This window comes from Mesorhizobium terrae (assembly GCF_008727715.1).
In the GTDB taxonomy this organism is placed as follows: domain Bacteria; phylum Pseudomonadota; class Alphaproteobacteria; order Rhizobiales; family Rhizobiaceae; genus Mesorhizobium; species Mesorhizobium terrae.
In genome coordinates, this window is the sequence record NZ_CP044218.1 from 2497501 (window position 1) to 2515668 (window position 18168).

Below are 18168 nucleotides of genomic sequence, written 5' to 3' on the forward strand. Positions count from 1 at the left end.
GTAAGCCTAACCGCGCCCCCGGATAGATCTCGAGAAGCTGGTCTTTTTGTGCCGATGGCATTGGGAAAAATCCCGATGAACATTGGCAATGAGAACGATCAAGTGTCTTAAGGGCAATTGGTGGATGCCTTGGCATGCACAGGCGATGAAGGACGTGATACGCTGCGATAAGCGTCGGGGAGGTGCGAATACCCTTTGATCCGACGATTTCCGAATGGGGAAACCCACCTAAGGTACTTGGAAAATCAGAGTAGCAGAGCGATCTGCTGCTGTGGTTTCCAAGTATCGATATTAGGTAACTTACCCTGAATACATAGGGGTAAAGTGGCGAACGCGGGGAACTGAAACATCTAAGTACCCGTAGGAAAGGACATCAACCGAGACTCCGCAAGTAGTGGCGAGCGAACGCGGACCAGGCCAGTGGCTTTTGTGAGATAAGTGGAACCTTCTGGAAAGTTGGGCCATAGTGGGTGATAGCCCCGTACACGTAATGCGAACAAAAGTCCTAGAGTAAGGCGGGACACGTGAAATCCTGTCTGAACATGGGGAGACCACTCTCCAAGCCTAAGTACTCGTGCATGACCGATAGCGAACTAGTACCGTGAGGGAAAGGTGAAAAGCACCCCGACAAGGGGAGTGAAAGAGTACCTGAAACCGATTGCCTACAAACAGTGGAAGCCCGCAAGGGTGACCACGTACCTTTTGTATAATGGGTCAGCGACTTAGTGTGACGAGCAAGCTTAAACCGGTAGGTGTAGGCGCAGCGAAAGCGAGTCTGAACAGGGCGTTCAGTTCGTCGCATTAGACCCGAAACCGAGTGATCTAGCCATGAGCAGGTTGAAGGTAAGGTAACACTTACTGGAGGACCGAACCCATAACTGTTGCAATAGTTCGGGATGACTTGTGGCTAGGGGTGAAAGGCCAATCAAACTCGGAAATAGCTGGTTCTCCGCGAAATCTATTTAGGTAGAGCGTCGACCGAATACCCTGGGGGGTAAAGCACTGCATGGGCTAGGGGTCCTCACCGGATTACCAAACCTAAGCAAACTCTGAATACCCAGGAGTACTAGTCGGCAGACACACGGCGGGTGCTAACGTCCGTCGTGAAAAGGGAAACAACCCTGACCTACAGCTAAGGTCCCCAAGTTATGGCTAAGTGGGAAAGGATGTGAGGATCCCAAAACAACCAGGATGTTGGCTTAGAAGCAGCCATCATTTAAAGAAAGCGTAACAGCTCACTGGTCTAAATAAGGGTCTTTGCGCCGAAAATGTAACGGGGCTAAAGCCATACACCGAAGCTTAGGGTTCGCAGCAATGCGAGCGGTAGCGGAGCGTTCTGTAAGCCAGTGAAGGGAGACCCGTGAGGGCTCCTGGAGGTATCAGAAGTGCGAATGCTGACATGAGTAACGTAAGGGGAGTGAGAGACTCCCCCGCCGAAAGACCAAGGGTTCCTGCTTAAAGTTAATCTGAGCAGGGTTAGCCGGCCCCTAAGACGAGGCGGAAACGCGTAGTCGATGGGAACCACGTTAATATTCGTGGGCCTGTGGGTAGTGACGGATTGCACAAGTTGTTCGACCTTATTGGATTGGTCGGGCAGCGGAGCGGTTCCAGGAAATAGCTCCCACTTATAGACCGTACCCGAAACCGACACTGGTGGTCAGGTAGAGTATACCAAGGCGCTTGAGAGAACTATGCTGAAGGAACTCGGCAAATTGCACGCGTAACTTCGGAAGAAGCGTGACCCTTTCCTGCGCAAGCAGGGTGAGGGTGGCACAGACCAGGGGGTAGCGACTGTTTATCAAAAACACAGGGCTCTGCGAAGCCGCAAGGCGACGTATAGGGTCTGACGCCTGCCCGGTGCTGGAAGGTTAAGAGGAGGGGTGCAAGCTCTGAATCGAAGCCCCAGTAAACGGCGGCCGTAACTATAACGGTCCTAAGGTAGCGAAATTCCTTGTCGGGTAAGTTCCGACCTGCACGAATGGCGTAACGACTTCCCCGCTGTCTCCAGCATAGACTCAGTGAAATTGAATTCCCCGTGAAGATGCGGGGTTCCTGCGGTTAGACGGAAAGACCCCGTGCACCTTTACTATAGCTTTACATTGGCATTCGTAGTGGCATGTGTAGGATAGGTGGTAGGCTTTGAAGCCAGGGCGCCAGCCTTGGTGGAGCCACCCTTGAAATACCACCCTTATTACTATGGATGTCTAACCGCGGCCCGTTATCCGGGTCCGGGACAATGTATGGTGGGTAGTTTGACTGGGGCGGTCGCCTCCTAAAGAGTAACGGAGGCGCGCGATGGTGGGCTCAGAACGGTCGGAAATCGTTCGCTGAGTGCAATGGCATAAGCCTGCCTGACTGCGAGACTGACAAGTCGAGCAGAGACGAAAGTCGGTCATAGTGATCCGGTGGTCCCGCGTGGAAGGGCCATCGCTCAACGGATAAAAGGTACGCCGGGGATAACAGGCTGATGACCCCCAAGAGTCCATATCGACGGGGTTGTTTGGCACCTCGATGTCGACTCATCGCATCCTGGGGCTGGAGCAGGTCCCAAGGGTATGGCTGTTCGCCATTTAAAGCGGTACGTGAGTTGGGTTCAGAACGTCGTGAGACAGTTCGGTCCCTATCTGCCGTGGGTGTAGGAATATTGAAAGGATCTGTCCCTAGTACGAGAGGACCGGGATGGACGGATCTCTGGTGGACCTGTTGTGGCGCCAGCCGCATAGCAGGGTAGCTATATCCGGACGGGATAACCGCTGAAGGCATCTAAGCGGGAAACCCACCTTGAAACGAGTATTCCCTGAGAACCGTGGAAGACGACCACGTTGATAGGCCGGGTGTGGAAGAGCGGCAACGCTTGAAGCTTACCGGTACTAATAGTTCGATCGGCTTGATCGTTCTCATTCCTAATGTTCATCAAACCAGCGCTCACGCATGAGCGGCCCTTACAGGGCCTATGCTCCGCGGGGGCGCCGGAAAACCGGCGACGCGCAGTCGCGCTTGCGGGCCTTGCCCGGAAGAAACTGCAGTCGCCAGGCACAAAACAGCTTCTCGAATAACGTGCGTTTTGCCGACCTGGTGGTTATGGCGGAGCGGCTGCACCCGATCCCATTCCGAACTCGGCCGTGAAACGCTCCAGCGCTGATGGTACTTCGTCTCAAGACGCGGGAGAGTAGGTCGCTGCCAGGTCTGCCAAACGCACGTTAAATCTTCTCCTTACGATACGGCCCGCCAACGGGATCACGGGCCGCGAAAGCGGCCCTTTCATTTGGCGGATCGGTGGATTTTATGTAGGCAAATGCTTACATAAACTCGGTTGACGCGGGATGGAGCAGCCCGGTAGCTCGTCAGGCTCATAACCTGAAGGTCGTAGGTTCAAATCCTACTCCCGCAACCAAATCAAAAACCCGGCGATCAGCCGGGTTTTTTGCGTTCAGGGCGTGCCAACGCTGCCGGCAGCAGGCAAACGGCCGCCGCGAGGCCCCAAGCCGGCCCCGTCACATCCTACGCAGACTGACAGCAGGCTGATGGTCCCAGCTTCAAATCGTTCGTCGGCTTCAATCGACAGGCAATGGTCGAGCGAGCGGCTCCGCCGACCGCTCCTCACCCATAAATCAATCGTGTGTTTCTCCGTCGTAGACAGTAGCCTGCATTGAAGGTCGCTGCAGGAATGCGCGGTACCATTTCGAAAGCCGAGGCCTTCCTGTCTCGAAATCCGGCAGTTTGCGGAATGCCAGCCAGTCGAGAGCGGTGGCGATTGCGATATGTCCGATATGGAGCGGCTCATCGAGCACGCCATCCCGCTCGAGATAATCGTAGGATTCGACCAGCTTCGTTGTCATGCCTTCGGCTAAGGGCGGGTAGCGCAAATGTTCCGGCCGCCGTGTCGTTTCCCAGCGCAGCGCGATACCCGCTTCGCATAGTCCCTGGGCGATCGCCTGCATACGCAAGGCGACCCAGCGCCTCGGTCCGTCGGCGGGTATCAGCTGGCGCTGCCCGGCGAGCGTGTTCAGATAGTCGCAGATCACGACCGAATCGAAGATTGCCTCGCTGTCCTCCAGTACGAGAACCGGAACCTTGCCCAACGGGTTGACGGCAAAGACCGCATCGTTGCGATTGGTCGGACTGGTTTCATGGTGGATGACACGCAGCCGCCCGGCAAGACCGGCTTCATGGGCAAAGACCAGGACCTTGCGCGCGTAAGGGGAGTGGGTCTGATAAAGAAGATCCATCGTTGGCCCAATTTCGTGTTTGAACAGACTGGTGCGGGCGCGGACGGCCATCTGCCGGTTTCTGCCGGCAAAATTTCATGGCGCTCGCTTCCATCGCATTGGCGCAATGATAGTGCTTCGACGCAGAGTAAGCGGCTACATTTCTAGAGCCCGGGCGAGCGAAACTTGCGCTGGAAGCTGGCCGCCCGCGTTTCTGTTTCTTGCTGGCAAAAAAGCGGTCGCGCCTTACGCGATGACGAGTTGGGGCGGCATGTGCAGATAGCGCGCGGCCTTGCGCTTGGCTGCTATATCCTTCCAGACGAGTTCGACCTGATCGGCATCCAAGCCTATAGCCTGGGCGACTTCGGCCGCGGGCACCTGATGGTCGAGACCATAGAGGCAAAGATCCATCTTGTCGTAAGGCAGGACGAAATAGAACTCCTCCTGCGTCTGCGGCAGGGAATAGGTGTCGGTGGTCGGCGGCCGGGCGCGTATCTCGGCCGGAACGCCGAGATATTCGGCGAGCCGGTAGACCTGTGTCTTGTAAAGATGCGCGATCGGCTTGATGTCGGCGGCGCCGTCGCCATTCTTGACGAAGAAGCCCTGGTCGTATTCCAAGAGGTTCGGGGTGCCGAGCACCGCATAGTTCAGCCGGTCGGCGTGGTAATATTCGAGCTGCTTGCGCGTGCGCTGCTTCATATTGGTCGCCGCGACGATGCCGAGATAGACCTCCACCGGCAGGCGCAGCTTGCGTTCGGTGCCGTCGGGCGCCCGCACGACCAGAGACGACAGATTGTAGCCGCCGGTGGTCAGTCCATTGTCGAACACGACTTTGGAGGCCCAGCCCGGGCCGTAATTCGGCTCCACTTCGCGGATGAAGGCATCGCGACGCGCATAACAGCCCATGGCGCTCAGCATCGGCGCCATGTCCTCGACGGTGCGATCGATGCCGAATGTATCGGCCACCTGGGAGCCAAGCCGCAGGCTCTCCGGGTCAGAATCGCTTTCCGGCATCAGCACGGCAAAGACGTTCGAAGCTCCAAGCGCCCTCGCGGCAAGGCCGGCGCAGACGCTGGAATCGATGCCGCCCGACAGGCCGATGACAAGACCGCGTCGGCGCATACCCTTGCGTAGGCTTTCACGCATTGCCTTGGCGATACGTTCCGTTTCGGCTGCCGGATCGAAGTCGAGAACGGCTGCGGAGAAGTGCTTGGTCACTCAGGTAGGCCCTCGCTGGCGGTCGGCATCGTCGCGGCGAGACGCCGGCTAAGCTTTCCGGTTTCGGTCTTTGGCAGTTCGACGACGAATTCGACGGATTTGGGAACCATGTAGTCCTCGAGAAGGCTAGCGCAGTGGCGCAACACGTCGCGTTCGCTGATCGAACCGGGTTCGGCCGGCACGACCAGTGCCTTGATCGCCTGGCCTAGAACGGGGTCCGGAACCCCGACAACAAGCGCTTCGACGATACCCGGCAAGGTATGAAGGACCGCTTCGACTTCCTTGGGCGATACTTTTTCGCCGCGCGATTTGATGATGTCGTCGCGTCGGGACACAAAGGTCAGGAACCCTTGCGCATCGGCGGTGAAGAGGTCGCCGGTGTGAAGCCTCAGGCCTCCGGTCTCCGGGTCGGGGCGCAAAGCTGCGGCTGTCGCCTGCGGCGCCTCCCAATAACCTTGCATGACGTTCGGTCCGCTGATCACCAACTCACCGACAGCGCCGGGTGCGGTTCGCCTGCCGGTGTCATCGACCACATAGGCCTTTGCTCCGGGGATGGCGATCCCCACGGAACCTGGCCGTTGTTCCAACTGACTAGGTGGCAGGAAAGAAGCGCGAATGCATTCCGTCTGGCCGTACATCGAATAAAAGCGCGCGTCGGGCAGAATTGTCCTTAGCCGGTGAATATGATCGACCGGCAGCGGAGCCGCCGCGCTGGTCACATAACGCAGGCTCGAAAACAATACAGGATCAAGCTCGCGCATCTGCAGCATCATCGCGACCATCGACGGCACCAGCGGGAAACCGGTTGCGCGTTCTGCCTGCAGGCGTTCAAAAACCGCGTAAGGGAACGCGAAGGATTTTTCGAGGACAAGCGTTCCGCCGCAGACAACAGCCGTCATCAATTGCGTCAGGCCATAACCGAACGACAGCGGCAATACGCTGAGGATGACGTCGTCTTGCGTGTTTTCCAGATAGGAAACGATCGAGCCAGTTGCGGCGTCGAGATTGACATGCGTCATCATCACACCCTTGGGCTCGCCAGTGGAGCCCGAGGTGTAGAGGATTGCTGCTAGATCCTTGTCCGCTCGATGCTCGCTCCCGTCAGGCAACGGTTCGGCAAGCAGGCAGTCAGACAGCGGGGTCGCGTCTGGCAGAGCCGCGTGCGGCGTCGTCAGCACGATGTGCGCGGAGTTGACGATGAGTGGCGTAGATTCCGCCACGACGGGAGCCAGTCGCCCCTGTGCCAGAATGACGGAGGCCCGGCAATGATTGGCGACGAAGGCAATGCGGGCGGCCTTTGCCGTCGGATGGACAGGCACGAGTACGGCGCCTGCCGTCCATATCGCGAAAGCCGCGATCACGGCCTCCTGGCTGTTGTCCATGAACACGATGACGCGGTCGCCCTTGCAGACGTGCGCGGCGTGGAGCGACGACGCCAGGCGACGCGCCGACTGCCAGAGTTCGGCGTAGCTCAGCCTGCTGTCGTTGCAAACAAGCGCCGTATGCTGGCCTCGATCAGCCGATCTTGCGTGAAGATGCTCTTCGAGGCGCATTGCAATCCCGCCGCCTAGCTTGCCTGCTTTCGGCCGACATAGCCGACGATGCGGGCGACGGAATCGAGGTTGGCCGGTACGATTTCCCGGTCTTCGACCTTCATTTCGAACCGCTTCTCGATGAAGCCGACCAGTTCGAGAATGCCGGTCGAATCGACAAGATCGTTGTCGATCAGGGACATTTCGTCCGGAAGCGGCTGGCTTTCGTCGCCGAACAGGAAGTTCTCGAAGATGAAGGCCCGTATCGTTGCCTTGATGTCGTCCGCCATGTTCTTGGTTCCGCTGTTATCTGCTCGTCTTAGCGTGTGAGAAATGTATCCAACCAGAGTTGGGTCGAGACAATCCCGATAAAGGCCGTGTCGTCGCGAAAACTGCTCGCTCCCTGGCGAAGCATCTTGCTCTTCAGTTTTTCCACGGCCGGGGCATTGAACAGGCCGCCTTTTCCAACCGTCTTTTCCGACAGAAGGTCCTCCAGATAGTCCGGCGGCGCTGCGGCGAAGGCCTGGCTGTCGGGCGCGCGATAAGGTTGCTTCGGTCTCTCGATGATCGGCTCCGGCACCAGGCCTTTCGCGGCCTGTTTGAGAATATGCTTCTCCCTGAGGCCATGCAGCTTCATGTCCGGGGGCAGGGCGGCAGCAAAGTCGATGAGGCGCGGGTCGAGGAAAGGAAAACGGCCTTCAACGCCGTTCGCCATCATCATACGATCGCCCTGCGCGGAAAGGATATATCCCGGCAGCAGGAAGCTGGTCTCGAGATATTGCGCCTGGTGCAACGGATGCCAGCGCGGGAAGTCCGCCGGCAGCATTGCCGCCAGTTCCGCCGTTGCATCATAGGTGCCGAGCTGTTCCTTGAGGCTGGTGGAAAAGAAGAGCTTGGCCGATCCGGTGGAGCGAAAGCGCGGTCGGTGCGAATAGAGCGGATCATCGATCTTGTCGTCGCCGGCGCCGAAGAACTTCGCCAGATATTCCGGCGATTGCCGCTTCAAGCCTGGCAAATAGGGATAGAGGCGCTGGAACAGCAACGGACGCAGACGCGACTGCGGTTGCCTGCCGCAGAAACGGCGCAGCTTTGCCTCGCGGAAAATATCATAGCCGGCAAACAGTTCATCGGCGCCCTCGCCAGTCAGCACGGTCTTCAGACCGTGGTCATGCACCAGTGCCGACAATTTTCCCAATGGCGCCGGCGCCGTGCGCAGGATCGGCCGCTCGACATGCCTGACCACGTCCGGGAACAGGCGTCCAATATCGTTGGCGGTGCAACGAACCGCATGGTGTTCAACGCCGAGCGTCGCCGCCATCATCGCCTGCCAGCGGCTTTCGTCGTGCTCCTGGGTATCGAAGCCGAGCGAGAATGTCCTGAGATTGCCGGGCACGGCGCGTGCGGCCAGCGCCGAAATCAGGGAGGAATCCAGTCCGCCCGACAAATAGGAGCCGACAGGCACGTCGGCTCGAAGGCGAATGCGCGTGGCGTCGTCGAGCAGTGCCCGCAGTTCTTCGACGGCATCCGGCTTGTGCTGGACATCGCCCGCGTCAGGGAAACTCTGCCGCCACCAGGGGCGTATTTCCGTTCGGCCGCGCTCGATCAGCATCAGATGGCCGGGCGGCAATTCGGAAATGCCGCGGAAGATCGTTCGTGGTGCCAATGGCGTCCACAGGGTGAAGATCTGATCCAGCGCGTACGGATCGAGCTCTGCCGCGATGCCGGGTACGGTGAGAAGCGCCTTGATCTCGGAAGCGAAGAACAAGGTGTCGCCGCGCTTGGCATGGAAGAGCGGGCGAACACCCATGCGGTCGCGCGCCAGCACCATGCGCCGGAGTTTCGTATCCCAGAGCGCGAAGGCGAAATCGCCGTTGAGCTCGTGCAGGCAGTCGAGCCCCATTTCGTCGTAGAGGTGCAGGATCACCTCGGTATCCGATTGGGTGCGGAAGCGCCGCCCGCCGGCGATCAGCCGGGCGCGCAATTCGACATAGTTGAAGATCTCGCCATTGTAGGAAATGACCAGATTGTCGGACCCGTCCAGCATCGGCTGATGGCCGTCCGCCAGGCCGACGATCGACAGGCGGCGATGCGTCAATCCGATGTCGCGGTCGGTATAAATGCCGCTGTCGTCCGGGCCCCGATGCGCCAGGGCGTCGGCCATGCCGGACAGAAGCGGCACCGCGTCCGCCGGCGCCACGCCATCACCGAAATAGCCCGCTATACCGCACATGGAACCGCCGTCATGCGAAACGATCGCCGATCAGGCGTGTCCAGCCTTCGCCGGCAAGCCCGTTGATGAAGGCGCGTCCGCCATTGAACGCGTCGACCAGTTCCGGATGCCGCGAGTGGACGATGGTGGAGGCCGCGTGAACGAAAGCGATCTTGCGCCCCATCATGGCCGTCAGGAGCTGAGGCTGGGCACGGCCACGCAGCGCAGCCATGTCGCGGGAATCGGCGTGGCGCAGCATGCGGTCGATGACGATCGCCTCGCGGCCGGGAAGCGACATGATCTGCACGACCCTGCCGATACGACCCTTGTCGCCGTAGTAGAGGAACAGGCCGACGGGCGCGCCTGTGCGGGAACGGACGACACGCAGAACCCGCTCGCCATGCAGCGCCTTGTCGCGTGCCTGCGCCAGCATGTAGCGCAGGCGGTCGGCGTTCCAGTTTGGACGCAGCGCGAACTGGCGCAGGAAACCTGGAATGAGTTCCGCCGCCTCATCTTCGCTCGCATCGGCATCGCTAAAAGAGTCGGCGCGGCTGGCCAGCGGCACATAGCCGGCCCAACTGGCCTTGCCACGGCGCGCCAGCGCATCGAAAGGGCGCATCAGCGGGGAAACGAGCCGAGCCACCGGCAATTGCTCGCCGGCGAGTTCCGAAACGAAGGATGCCGGCCGCAGGATGCGCAGCCATTCAAGGCTGTAGGCCGGCAGGATGTTTCCGTCCACCGTCTGCCAGAGCGCGGTGGAAAGATCGTTGGAGGTCTCGGTGAAGGAAAGATCCTGAGGGCCGGAAAGCACGTCTCTCAACAGCCGGGCGCCGGCGAAGGGGTCGTCACCATGCGCGTCGACCATGAACGTTCCGCAGACGGCGGCACGCAGCGGTTTGCCCGCATGTTCCATGGCAAGCGGAAAGACACCCAGGAACCCGCTGACGGTGCCATCGTCGCGCACATGCACCTTCGAAGCCAGTTCCGGATCGTAGTTGGGGCCTTCCAGGAAGAGTGTCCTGAGATAATCGGCGAGCGCGTTTGGCTCCACGCCGTTCCGGCGCAACAGGCGCTGGAACAGCGAGGCAACAGCCGGCAGATCCTGGGCCGTGACCGGCCTGATCTCAGGCATGATGCTTGCCTCGGCCAATCTTGAACACGTCTACGCTTCCACTCTCGAACGCCGTTTGGGCACGAGCGGGTGATAGCAGGCACATCTAACCAAATTATTGGTGATATGGGGGTTCCGGCTGTCCAAGGCATGCTGATGCAAAGCTTGGCGAATGGATGCTTAACGCCGGAAGCGTTTCGCCGGACAGGGCCGGTTAGCCCCTATGACATCGAACCGGAATTGCCGTGAACAGGGGTCGTTCGGCCGACCGGCATCTGTTTGCACGGGCCGGCCTTGCAGATCGGGCCTTTGGCGGGTTCTATTCGAAGAAGACGCTGATCGTGCCGTAAGCACCGAAATCGGCGACGATGGTGTCGCCATGGCGTGCCTCCACCGGGCGGACGAAGGAACCGGAGAGAACGACCTCGCCGGCGGCGATCTCCATTCCATAGGCATGAAGGCGGTTGGCCAGCCAGACGATGCCCATGGCCGGATGGTTCAGCACGCCGGCGCCCAGGCCGGTTTCCTCCACCTCGGCATTGCGCGAGACGATGGCGCCGATCCAGCGCATGTCGGCCTCCTGCGGGCGGATCGGCCTTCCACCCAGCACGATGCCGGCATTGGCGGCATTGTCGGAAATGGTATCGAAGAAGGTACGGACCTTGCCGGTCTCCTTGTTGACGCGCTCGATGCGCGTATCGAGGATTTCGAGCGCCGGCGTGATGTAGTCGGTGGCGTTCAACACATCGAAGATGGTGGCGTTCGGGCCGCGCAGCGGCGCCTTCATGACGAAGGCGATCTCGGCCTCGATGCGCGGCTGGATGAAGCGATTGGCCGGTACCGTGCCGCCGTCGGCGAAGAACATGTCGTCGAAGAGAATGCCGGAATCCGGGATGTCGATGTTGAGCGCCGATTGCATGGCCTTGGAGGTCAGGCCGATCTTCCAGCCCTTCGCAATGGCGCCGGCATCGCGCTTCTTCTTCACCAGCGCCGCCTGCACCTTATAGGCGTCGTCCATCGTCGCCTTCGGGAAATCGAGGCTGAGCAGGCGGATCTGGCGCCGGTTGCGCTCGGCCGCGAACAGGCGCTGCGCGGCATCCTCGATTTCGGCGGGGGTCATGGTCGTCGCGCTCACTCGTCAACAACTCCGTTGCGCAGGATGCCGATGCCGTCGGCCTCGACTTCGATCACGTCGCCCGGCTTCAGCCAGATCGGCGGATCGAAACGGGCGCCGGCGCCGGTCGGCGTGCCGGTGACGATGACATCGCCGGGCACCAGCGTCGTGAAGGTCGAAATATAGGCGATGATCTTGCGAAAGGAGAAGATCATGCGGCTGGTGCGATCGCTCTGGCGGACCTCGCCATTGACGCGGGTCTGCAGCTTGATGTCGGCGATCTGCGCCTCGCCGGTGAAGGGCACGAGCCAGGGGCCGATCGAGCCGGTGCGGTCGAAGTTCTTGCCCTGGGTGACGTTGAACTTGGCGTGTCTCACCCAGTCGCGAATGGTGCCTTCGTTGCACAGCGAAAGTGCCGCGATATGGTCGAGCGCGGCGGCTTCAGAAATGCGGCGGCCGCCCTTGCCGATGACGATGACGATTTCGCCCTCATAGTCGAGCTGCGGCGATTCCGGTGGCCGCACCAGATTGGCGCCGTGGCCGACGAAGGAACGCGGAAAGCGGATGAACAGCGAAGGGTTCGAAGGTGCGGCCTGGCCGTCCTTGTACTCCTCGTTGCGGTCGGGAAAATTGACGCCGACGCAGATGATTTTCTCCGGCATTGGTACCGGGATTTCATAGGCGATGTCGGACAGGCCGAAATCGACCGGCAATCCCGCTGCTTCTTCCGCCAGCCGCCGCAGGGCGCCGGCCTCGATGACCTCCCGCAGGGTCGGCCATTGGCCGCCATGGCGACCGGAAAGATCGATGGCGCCGGTATCGGTGATGGCGCCGTAGCGTGTCTTGCCGCCGGCGGTGAAGGTGGCGATGCGTGCCAATGCGCTCATGCCCGGTTCCTCGTGGATATCAGTATCGGCCGCAGGCCGGTCACGGAGCGATGATGGGCGAAGCGGCGAGATCGGGCTCGCGCGGCTCGACGCCGGCGAAAACGCTGCCTTCCTCGAACCAGGAACGTGGTGCCGGCGCGCCCCACAGCGTCTGTCGCTGCGGGTCCTTCAAATCCCATTTGATCGGCTCGAGATCCGGGTCGACCGTCTGGTAGTCCGAGCAATAGATCTCGATACGGTGGTTGTCGGGGTCGCGGACGTAGAGGAAAAAGGCATTGGAAATGCCATGCCGGCCCGGGCCGCGCTCGATATTGGCCAGCCAGCCGGTGGTGGCCATCAGGTCGAGCAGGTCGATGATGTTGAGCGGCGTCGGCACCCAGAAGGCGACGTGGTGCAGGCGCGGGCCGCGACCGTTGGTGAAGGCGATGTCGTGCACGCCGCCCTTGCGATGCGTCCAGGCCGCCCACAATTTGCCGGTCTCGGCATCTTCCGTGTATTCGGTCACGCGGAAGCCGAGCTCGTTGTAGAAGGCCACCGATTCATCGACATTCGGCGAATAGCAGTTGAAGTGGTCGATGCGCAGCGGCTTCACACCCTTGTAGAGCGCGTATTTCTGGTGGATCGGCGGCAGGCGGTCCATCTTGGAATAGAATTCGAGCGGAATGCCGTGCGGATCGCGTGTGCGGAAAGTGCGTGACTGGTATGGGCGCTCGACCCATTCCACCGGCAGGCCCTTGCCCTTGAAGAAGTGTTCCGCCTTGTCGAGGTCTTCCTCGCTATAAAGCTTGAAGCCGAGGTCGCGGGCCTCCGCCTTGTCGGCCCTCCTCAAAACGATGCAGTGATGGCCGCGCTCTTCCAGCGCGCGCAGGTAGATTGCGTCCTTGCTTTCGTCGGTCACCTGCAGGCCGAGCGTATCGACATAGAACGCGCGCGATTTCGCCAGATCCGTGACTGCGAGTTCGACATGGCTCAGCCGCACGATGTTGAAGGCGGGATAGAGATTGGGTTGCGGCAAAGACATCAGGTTCCTCCTCATATGTCGCGGCGCGGTTTTCACCGCGCTGCACGGCGTCAGCCGCCAAGCTTCTGGATGGCGTGCGGCTTGGTCGCGAAAGCGATGTTCTTGGTTTCCATGTAGAAATCGAACGACCAGTCGCCGCCGTCGCGGCCGATGCCGGAATTCTTCACACCGCCGAACGGCGTCGGCAAGTGACGCACATTTTCCGAATTCACCCAAATCATGCCGGCTTCCAGCGCTTCGGTGAAGCGGAAGGCGCGCGTCACATCCGACGTCCACAGATAGCCGGTGAGACCGTACTGCGTGTCGTTGGCGATCTCCAGCGCCTCCGCCTCGTCCTTGAACGGGATGGCGGTCAGCACCGGTCCGAAAACCTCCTCGCGTGCAATGCGCATGGTGTTGTTGGCGCCGGTGAAGAGGGTGGGGGCAACATAACAACCGCCACCCGGGCCATCGAACTTGGTGCCGCCGGCGGCGACGGTGACGCCCTCCGACTTGGCGATCTCGATATAGGACAGCACCTTCTTTTCGTGCACCGGATGGATCAGCGGGCCGACCACGGTCTCGGGATCGAGCGGGTGGCCAATCTTGATGCGTTTCGCCTTCTCGGCAACGAGGGCCGTGAACTTGTCGTGGATCGAGGCCTCGACCAGCAGGCGCGAGGACGACGTGCAGCGCTCGCCATTCAGCGAATAGATCATGAAGACGGCGGCGTCGGCGGCGCGTTCGAGATCGGCATCGGCGAAGACGACGACAGGGTTCTTGCCGCCCAGTTCGAAATGCACGCGTTTCAGCGTATCGGCGCCCTGCTTCATGATCATGGAGCCGGTGCGGCTTTCGCCGACGAAGCCGATCGCCTTGATGTCGGGATGCTCGGTCAGCGCCTTGCCGGCTTCCTCGCCGAGGCCATTGACGAGGTTCCAGACGCCCTTGGGCAGCCCTGCTTCCTCGGCGATCTCGACCAGCAACCGCGCGCTCAGCGGCGAGAATTCGGCCGGCTTGTGGACGATCGTGCAGCCGGCGGCGAGCGCCGGCGCGATCTTCCATGTCGACAGCATGAAGGGCGTATTCCAGGGGGTGATGATACCCACCGGGCCGATCGGCACGCGCGTGGTCATGTTGACCTGGCCGGGGCCTTGTATGGTGTTGCCGTCGCGCGCCTGCGGGGCGCGGTCGGCATAGAAGCGGAAGTTCTCGGCGCCGCGCAGTGCCGCCTTGGCCATGAATTTCAGCGACTGGCCGGTGTCCATGCACTCGACGAAGGCGATTTCCTCGGCGCGCGCCACGATGGCGTCGGCGATCTTGTGCAGGAGTTTCTTGCGCGCATCGCCGGATAGCGCGGCCCATTCGCGGAAAGCGGCCTTGGCTGCCTTGGCGGCGCGGTCGATGTCGGCCGCCTTGCCCTGCGCCACCTTGGCGAGCGGTTTCAGGTCGACAGGAGAAATCGTCTCGAAAGTCGCACCGTCGGCGGCCGGCACTGCCTCGCCGGCGATATGGTTCAGCACGCCGTCGCGCGTGAAGCGCTCAAGATAGCCGCTTGCCTTGCGCAGATTGTCGTCCAGTGCGCTCATGCCCTTGTCCTCGTCACTTGCCGCGCAGCCGCGGGTGGATGGCGTTCTTTTTCCAGCTCAGCTCAGCGTCGATCTCGCGGATTTCCAGCGACAAAGCGAAATGCGGGGTCGCAAAAAGCTCGGCCAGCCGTGCCGAGACGGCGGCAAAGATCGCCTCGCCGGCGCTTTTCTTTTCCTCCGCGCTGCGGCCCTTGCCGATGCGCAGGTTCATGTCGATGAAGCCGTTTTGCGGCAGTCGGTCGGCGATCGCATAGGATTGCGCCCGGAAAGCGCGAACGCGAATGGCGCCGATCTCGAACAATCCTGTTTCCAGCATCGTGTCGGCCACGAGCGCGCAAAGGCCGTCCATGTCGACGGCCGCGTCGAGGTTTGCTGAGTATTCGATGGCCATGTGAGGCAAGGCGTTCCTCCACCGGACAGCCGGCTCTTTGTAATTAACATGTGAATTACATCTTGACGAATGAAAGTCAAGCGCTGTTGAATGGCGTCGCTGTCTGTATGGTGCGGGATTGCCGGTTGCGGCAAAATCGCGGATATAGCGCGATAGCCGGCTTGCGGACTGCCTGCGCCGGCTGTGAGACAAACCGGGATTCGAGCGGAGATTTGCTTTTGCTGCCGCCTTCCACACGACGCTCCTTGCCCATGGCGCTGTTGCGCGCCCGCGAAGTCATCATGGCGCATTTCCGGCCCATGCTTGCCCGGCACGATATTACCGAGCAGCAATGGCGCGTGCTGCGGGTGTTGGCGGAGGCGGGGCCGCTTGAGGCGACCGAACTCGCCAACCGCGCCTCGATCCTGCCGCCCAGCCTCACGCGCATCATCAAGGCGCTGGAAGAACGCCGGCTGATGACACGCAACAAGGTCAAGGACGACGGCAGGCGCGCGCTCCTGGCGATCACCGGCAGCGGTGTGGCGCTGATCGAGGATTTGGCGCCTGAACGCGTCGCCATCTACGACGCCATCGAGAAACGTTTCGGCGGCGAGGAGCACGAGAAGCTGCTCGATATGCTGGAAAGCCTGATCCAGTCGGAGAGCAGCGAAAACTGAGCTTTCCCCGTCGGCTGGGAAGGCCGGTGAGGCGCGCACGCCGTCCGGCCCTGCGCTGTCGCTTCGGGCGTTCGTCGCTCGACAAGCCAAGCAATTGGCTTGTCGTCGGCCGGCGGCCGACCGCTTCTCACCCACCAAAACTGCCAAGCGCTGCTGGCTGGGTGTAGTTGCGGTCGACATAGAGCAGAGCCGCCTCGCCGCTGCCGTGACGGATGTCGATCACGCGGCCGAACATGACATTGTGCGTGCCGACCTTGTTCACGCCGTCGATCTCGCAATCGAAGGATACAATGGCATCGAGCAATGCCGGCATTCCGGAAGGCATGGTTTGCCAGCTTGCCGCCTGGTAACGCTCGCCCATGTCGCGGATGGCGCCGGCGAATTTGCCGGCGAGATGTGTATGCGCCTGCGTCAGCACATTGACGCAGAAGCGTCGGTTGTCGAGGAACATTCCCGTCTGCGCCGACCGCTCGTTCATGCAGACGAGCAAGGTGGGCGGATCGTCGGAAACGCTGCACATGGCGGTCGCGGTAAAGCCGCCGCGTCCCGCCGGCCCGTCCGTGGTGATGATGTTGACGGGTGCGCACACACGCGCCATCGCGTCGCGAAACTCGAGCCTGGAGACCTGGGGCTGCATGGCCGGGCCTCATCTTTCGCCGTCGGAGAATGGCGGCAGCCAGGTGTTTCCGGTCCAGCCTTTCTCGTCATAGTCGGCCATGCAGGTGTCGACCAGTTCTTCCATCGCCCTCAGCCGGCCGCCGCGTTCGGCCCCTTTCAACACCTGCAGCCGCACCTCTTCCTGCGCGCCGGCGTAGTTCAGCTCGTAGAGCGCGTGGCGGCCACCGAACTCGGTGCCCGTCGCGTCCCACAACAGCTTCATGATCTTGATGCGCTCGATATGGCCCATGTCGTTGGAACCACGCACATATTGCGCCAGATAGCGGTCGATCTCGGGGTTGTCGAAATCCTTGGCGGATGAAGGCAGATAGATCAGCCCGGATGCGACGACCTTGCGCACCGTCTCGATGACGCGCGGATAGGCCTCCGACATGAAGGTGCGGTAGGCGAGCGCCGCCTCCATGTTCGGCAGCACGGCGCCGCCCGCCCAGGGGATCGGGTTGTAGGCCATCGCGTTGGAGAAACTCCAGAACATGTGCCGCAGCGCGATGACTTCGCCAAGTGCGGCCTGGTTGCCGCGGAAGGCGTCGCCGCCGGTGGCACGCAGCGCCTTGGCGAGCAGGCCGGCGAGAAAATCGAGTTTCACGGCAAAGCGCGTGCAGCCCTGGAAACAGTAGCCATGCATGAAGCCGGAGGCCGGGTGGAAGGAGAGTATCTTCTGCGCGTCGCGCAGAACCAGAACGTCCTCCCAGGGAATGAAGACGTTGTCGAGGACCAAGATGGCGTCGTTCTCGTCGAAGCGGGACGACAGCGGATAATCGAAGGGGTGACCGACCGTGTTTCCGGTCTGCTCATAGGAAACGCGGCAGAACATTTTTACGCCCGGCGCATTCATCGGCACGATGAACATCACCGACAGCGACGGGTCCTCCGTGACCGTGGCGGAACTCTGCGCCAGGAAATTATAGTGGGTCAGCGCCGACGAGGTCGCCACCACCTTGGCGCCCGAAACCCAGATACCGGCATCGGTTTCCTTGGTGATGTGGACGAACACGTCCTTCACCTGCTCGGCCGGCTTGTGGCGGTCGATCGGCGGATTGACGATGGCGTGGTTCATGAACAGCACGGCTTCCTGCGCGCGTTTGTGCCAGCTGCGCGCATTGTCCTTGAACGGACCGTACCATTCCGCATTGGCGCCGAGCGTGTTCATGAGCGCCGCCTTGTAGTCGGCGGTGCGGCCCATCCAGCCATAGGTCATGCGGGCCCAATGGGCGATCGCGTCCTGCTGTTCGACGAGATCGGCCGGCGAGTGGGCGACGCGGAAATATTTGTGGGTGTAGCCGCCCGAGCCGGTGTCGGTCGGCGATGTGAGTGTGCGCTGCTGGGCGGGATCGTGCAGGGCATCGTAGAGCCGGGCGAGCGAGCGGGCAGAGTTGCGCATCGCCGGATGCGTGGTCACGTCGGCGATACGCTCGCCATTGATATAGACCTCGCGGCCGTCGCGCAGGCTTTCCAGATATTCGGCACCCGTGAAAGGCCGTGTCTTGTCGGCCCGGTAATCTTCCGCTCGCATGTAGTCCTCCCTGAATGTGACGAGAGTAGCCGTGCGCGCGACGATGGTTTATGGATAAAAGC

Annotated in this window: 14 protein-coding genes, 1 tRNA gene and 2 rRNA genes; 4 read left to right on the forward strand and 13 right to left on the reverse strand. The window is 61.1% G+C overall.

Features of this window, described 5'->3' with window-relative positions; genetic code table 11:
• Window positions 1-96 precede the first annotated feature (96 nt).
• From FZF13_RS13455 to FZF13_RS13465, 3 genes are all read left to right on the forward strand, one after another.
• Window positions 97-2895 (forward strand): 23S ribosomal RNA (locus FZF13_RS13455).
• 176 nt (window positions 2896-3071) lie between these two features.
• Window positions 3072-3186: ribosomal RNA gene (rrf, locus tag FZF13_RS13460) — 5S ribosomal RNA — on the forward strand.
• 131 nt (window positions 3187-3317) lie between these two features.
• Window positions 3318-3394: transfer RNA gene (locus tag FZF13_RS13465), tRNA-Met, on the forward strand.
• 217 nt (window positions 3395-3611) lie between these two features.
• Here the strand turns inward: FZF13_RS13465 and FZF13_RS13470 are convergent.
• The 11 genes from FZF13_RS13470 to FZF13_RS13520 all read right to left on the reverse strand — a co-directional run bounded on the left by FZF13_RS13470 (window position 3612) and on the right by FZF13_RS13520 (window position 15268).
• A complete protein-coding gene (locus FZF13_RS13470) occupies window positions 3612-4229 on the reverse strand; it encodes a glutathione S-transferase family protein (protein ID WP_024926400.1) in 618 nt (205 codons plus the stop codon).
• 225 nt (window positions 4230-4454) lie between these two features.
• Window positions 4455-5426, reverse strand: a complete 972-nt coding sequence (nadE, locus tag FZF13_RS13475) for an NAD(+) synthase (protein ID WP_024926399.1) — start codon at window positions 5424-5426, stop codon at window positions 4455-4457.
• A complete protein-coding gene (locus tag FZF13_RS13480) occupies window positions 5423-6979 on the reverse strand; it encodes a class I adenylate-forming enzyme family protein (protein WP_024926398.1) in 1557 nt (518 codons plus the stop codon). Before FZF13_RS13480 ends, nadE begins: the two co-directional genes overlap by 4 nt.
• 14 nt (window positions 6980-6993) lie before the next feature.
• Window positions 6994-7248 (reverse strand): acyl carrier protein, encoded by a 255-nt coding sequence (locus FZF13_RS13485; RefSeq protein WP_024926397.1) that lies wholly within the window; start codon window positions 7246-7248, stop codon window positions 6994-6996.
• A 29-nt stretch (window positions 7249-7277) separates the two neighbouring features.
• Window positions 7278-9188: an asparagine synthase (glutamine-hydrolyzing) gene (gene asnB, locus FZF13_RS13490; protein ID WP_024926396.1), complete on the reverse strand. Its 1911-nt coding sequence runs from the start codon at window positions 9186-9188 to the stop codon at window positions 7278-7280.
• Between the two features lie 10 nt (window positions 9189-9198).
• Window positions 9199-10299 (reverse strand): hypothetical protein, encoded by a 1101-nt coding sequence (locus FZF13_RS13495; protein ID WP_024926395.1) that lies wholly within the window; start codon window positions 10297-10299, stop codon window positions 9199-9201.
• A 298-nt stretch (window positions 10300-10597) separates the two neighbouring features.
• Window positions 10598-11398 carry a 2-oxo-hept-4-ene-1,7-dioate hydratase gene (gene hpaH, locus FZF13_RS13500; protein ID WP_024926394.1) on the reverse strand — a complete coding sequence of 267 codons (801 nt, stop codon included), beginning with the start codon at window positions 11396-11398 and terminating at the stop codon, window positions 10598-10600.
• 11 nt (window positions 11399-11409) lie between these two features.
• The gene (locus tag FZF13_RS13505) at window positions 11410-12279 is read right to left on the reverse strand and encodes a fumarylacetoacetate hydrolase family protein (protein WP_036255315.1); all 870 of its coding nucleotides are present in this window, start codon (window positions 12277-12279) and stop codon (window positions 11410-11412) included.
• A gap of 40 nt (window positions 12280-12319) precedes the next feature.
• A complete protein-coding gene (gene hpaD / locus FZF13_RS13510; RefSeq protein WP_024926392.1) occupies window positions 12320-13300 on the reverse strand; it encodes a 3,4-dihydroxyphenylacetate 2,3-dioxygenase in 981 nt (326 codons plus the stop codon).
• 50 nt (window positions 13301-13350) lie between these two features.
• Complete coding sequence (gene hpaE / locus FZF13_RS13515; protein ID WP_024926391.1) at window positions 13351-14868, reverse strand: 5-carboxymethyl-2-hydroxymuconate semialdehyde dehydrogenase; 1518 nt, start codon at window positions 14866-14868, stop codon at window positions 13351-13353.
• Window positions 14869-14881: 13 nt separating this feature from the next.
• Window positions 14882-15268, reverse strand: a complete 387-nt coding sequence (locus tag FZF13_RS13520; RefSeq protein ID WP_024926390.1) for a 5-carboxymethyl-2-hydroxymuconate Delta-isomerase — start codon at window positions 15266-15268, stop codon at window positions 14882-14884.
• Between the two features lie 242 nt (window positions 15269-15510).
• On the opposite strand from FZF13_RS13520, the gene hpaR reads away from it, so the two are divergent.
• Entirely contained in the window at window positions 15511-15915 is a 405-nt protein-coding gene (gene hpaR, locus FZF13_RS13525) for a homoprotocatechuate degradation operon regulator HpaR (protein ID WP_244431274.1), read from the forward strand.
• A 127-nt stretch (window positions 15916-16042) separates the two neighbouring features.
• On the opposite strand, the gene FZF13_RS13530 is transcribed toward hpaR, so the two are convergent.
• Complete coding sequence (locus tag FZF13_RS13530) at window positions 16043-16552, reverse strand: flavin reductase (protein ID WP_024926388.1); 510 nt, start codon at window positions 16550-16552, stop codon at window positions 16043-16045.
• A 9-nt stretch (window positions 16553-16561) separates the two neighbouring features.
• A complete protein-coding gene (locus FZF13_RS13535; RefSeq protein ID WP_024926387.1) occupies window positions 16562-18106 on the reverse strand; it encodes a 4-hydroxyphenylacetate 3-hydroxylase N-terminal domain-containing protein in 1545 nt (514 codons plus the stop codon).
• Window positions 18107-18168 lie beyond the last annotated feature (62 nt).

Bases quoted from the DNA above. Each gene is read 5' to 3' on its own strand.
- hpaR (WP_244431274.1), top strand. From the start codon at position 15,511: ATGGCGCTGTTGCGCGCCCGCGAAGTCATCATGGCGCATTTCCGGCCC.
- hpaH (WP_024926394.1), bottom strand. From the start codon at position 11,398: ATGACCCCCGCCGAAATCGAGGATGCCGCGCAGCGCCTGTTCGCGGCC.
- FZF13_RS13530 (WP_024926388.1), bottom strand. From the start codon at position 16,552: ATGCAGCCCCAGGTCTCCAGGCTCGAGTTTCGCGACGCGATGGCGCGT.
- hpaD (WP_024926392.1), bottom strand. From the start codon at position 13,300: ATGTCTTTGCCGCAACCCAATCTCTATCCCGCCTTCAACATCGTGCGG.
- FZF13_RS13470 (WP_024926400.1), bottom strand. From the start codon at position 4,229: ATGGATCTTCTTTATCAGACCCACTCCCCTTACGCGCGCAAGGTCCTG.
- FZF13_RS13495 (WP_024926395.1), bottom strand. From the start codon at position 10,299: ATGCCTGAGATCAGGCCGGTCACGGCCCAGGATCTGCCGGCTGTTGCC.
- asnB (WP_024926396.1), bottom strand. From the start codon at position 9,188: ATGTGCGGTATAGCGGGCTATTTCGGTGATGGCGTGGCGCCGGCGGAC.
- FZF13_RS13505 (WP_036255315.1), bottom strand. From the start codon at position 12,279: ATGAGCGCATTGGCACGCATCGCCACCTTCACCGCCGGCGGCAAGACA.
- FZF13_RS13485 (WP_024926397.1), bottom strand. From the start codon at position 7,248: ATGGCGGACGACATCAAGGCAACGATACGGGCCTTCATCTTCGAGAAC.
- hpaE (WP_024926391.1), bottom strand. From the start codon at position 14,868: ATGAGCGCACTGGACGACAATCTGCGCAAGGCAAGCGGCTATCTTGAG.
- FZF13_RS13535 (WP_024926387.1), bottom strand. From the start codon at position 18,106: ATGCGAGCGGAAGATTACCGGGCCGACAAGACACGGCCTTTCACGGGT.
- FZF13_RS13480 (WP_024926398.1), bottom strand. From the start codon at position 6,979: ATGCGCCTCGAAGAGCATCTTCACGCAAGATCGGCTGATCGAGGCCAG.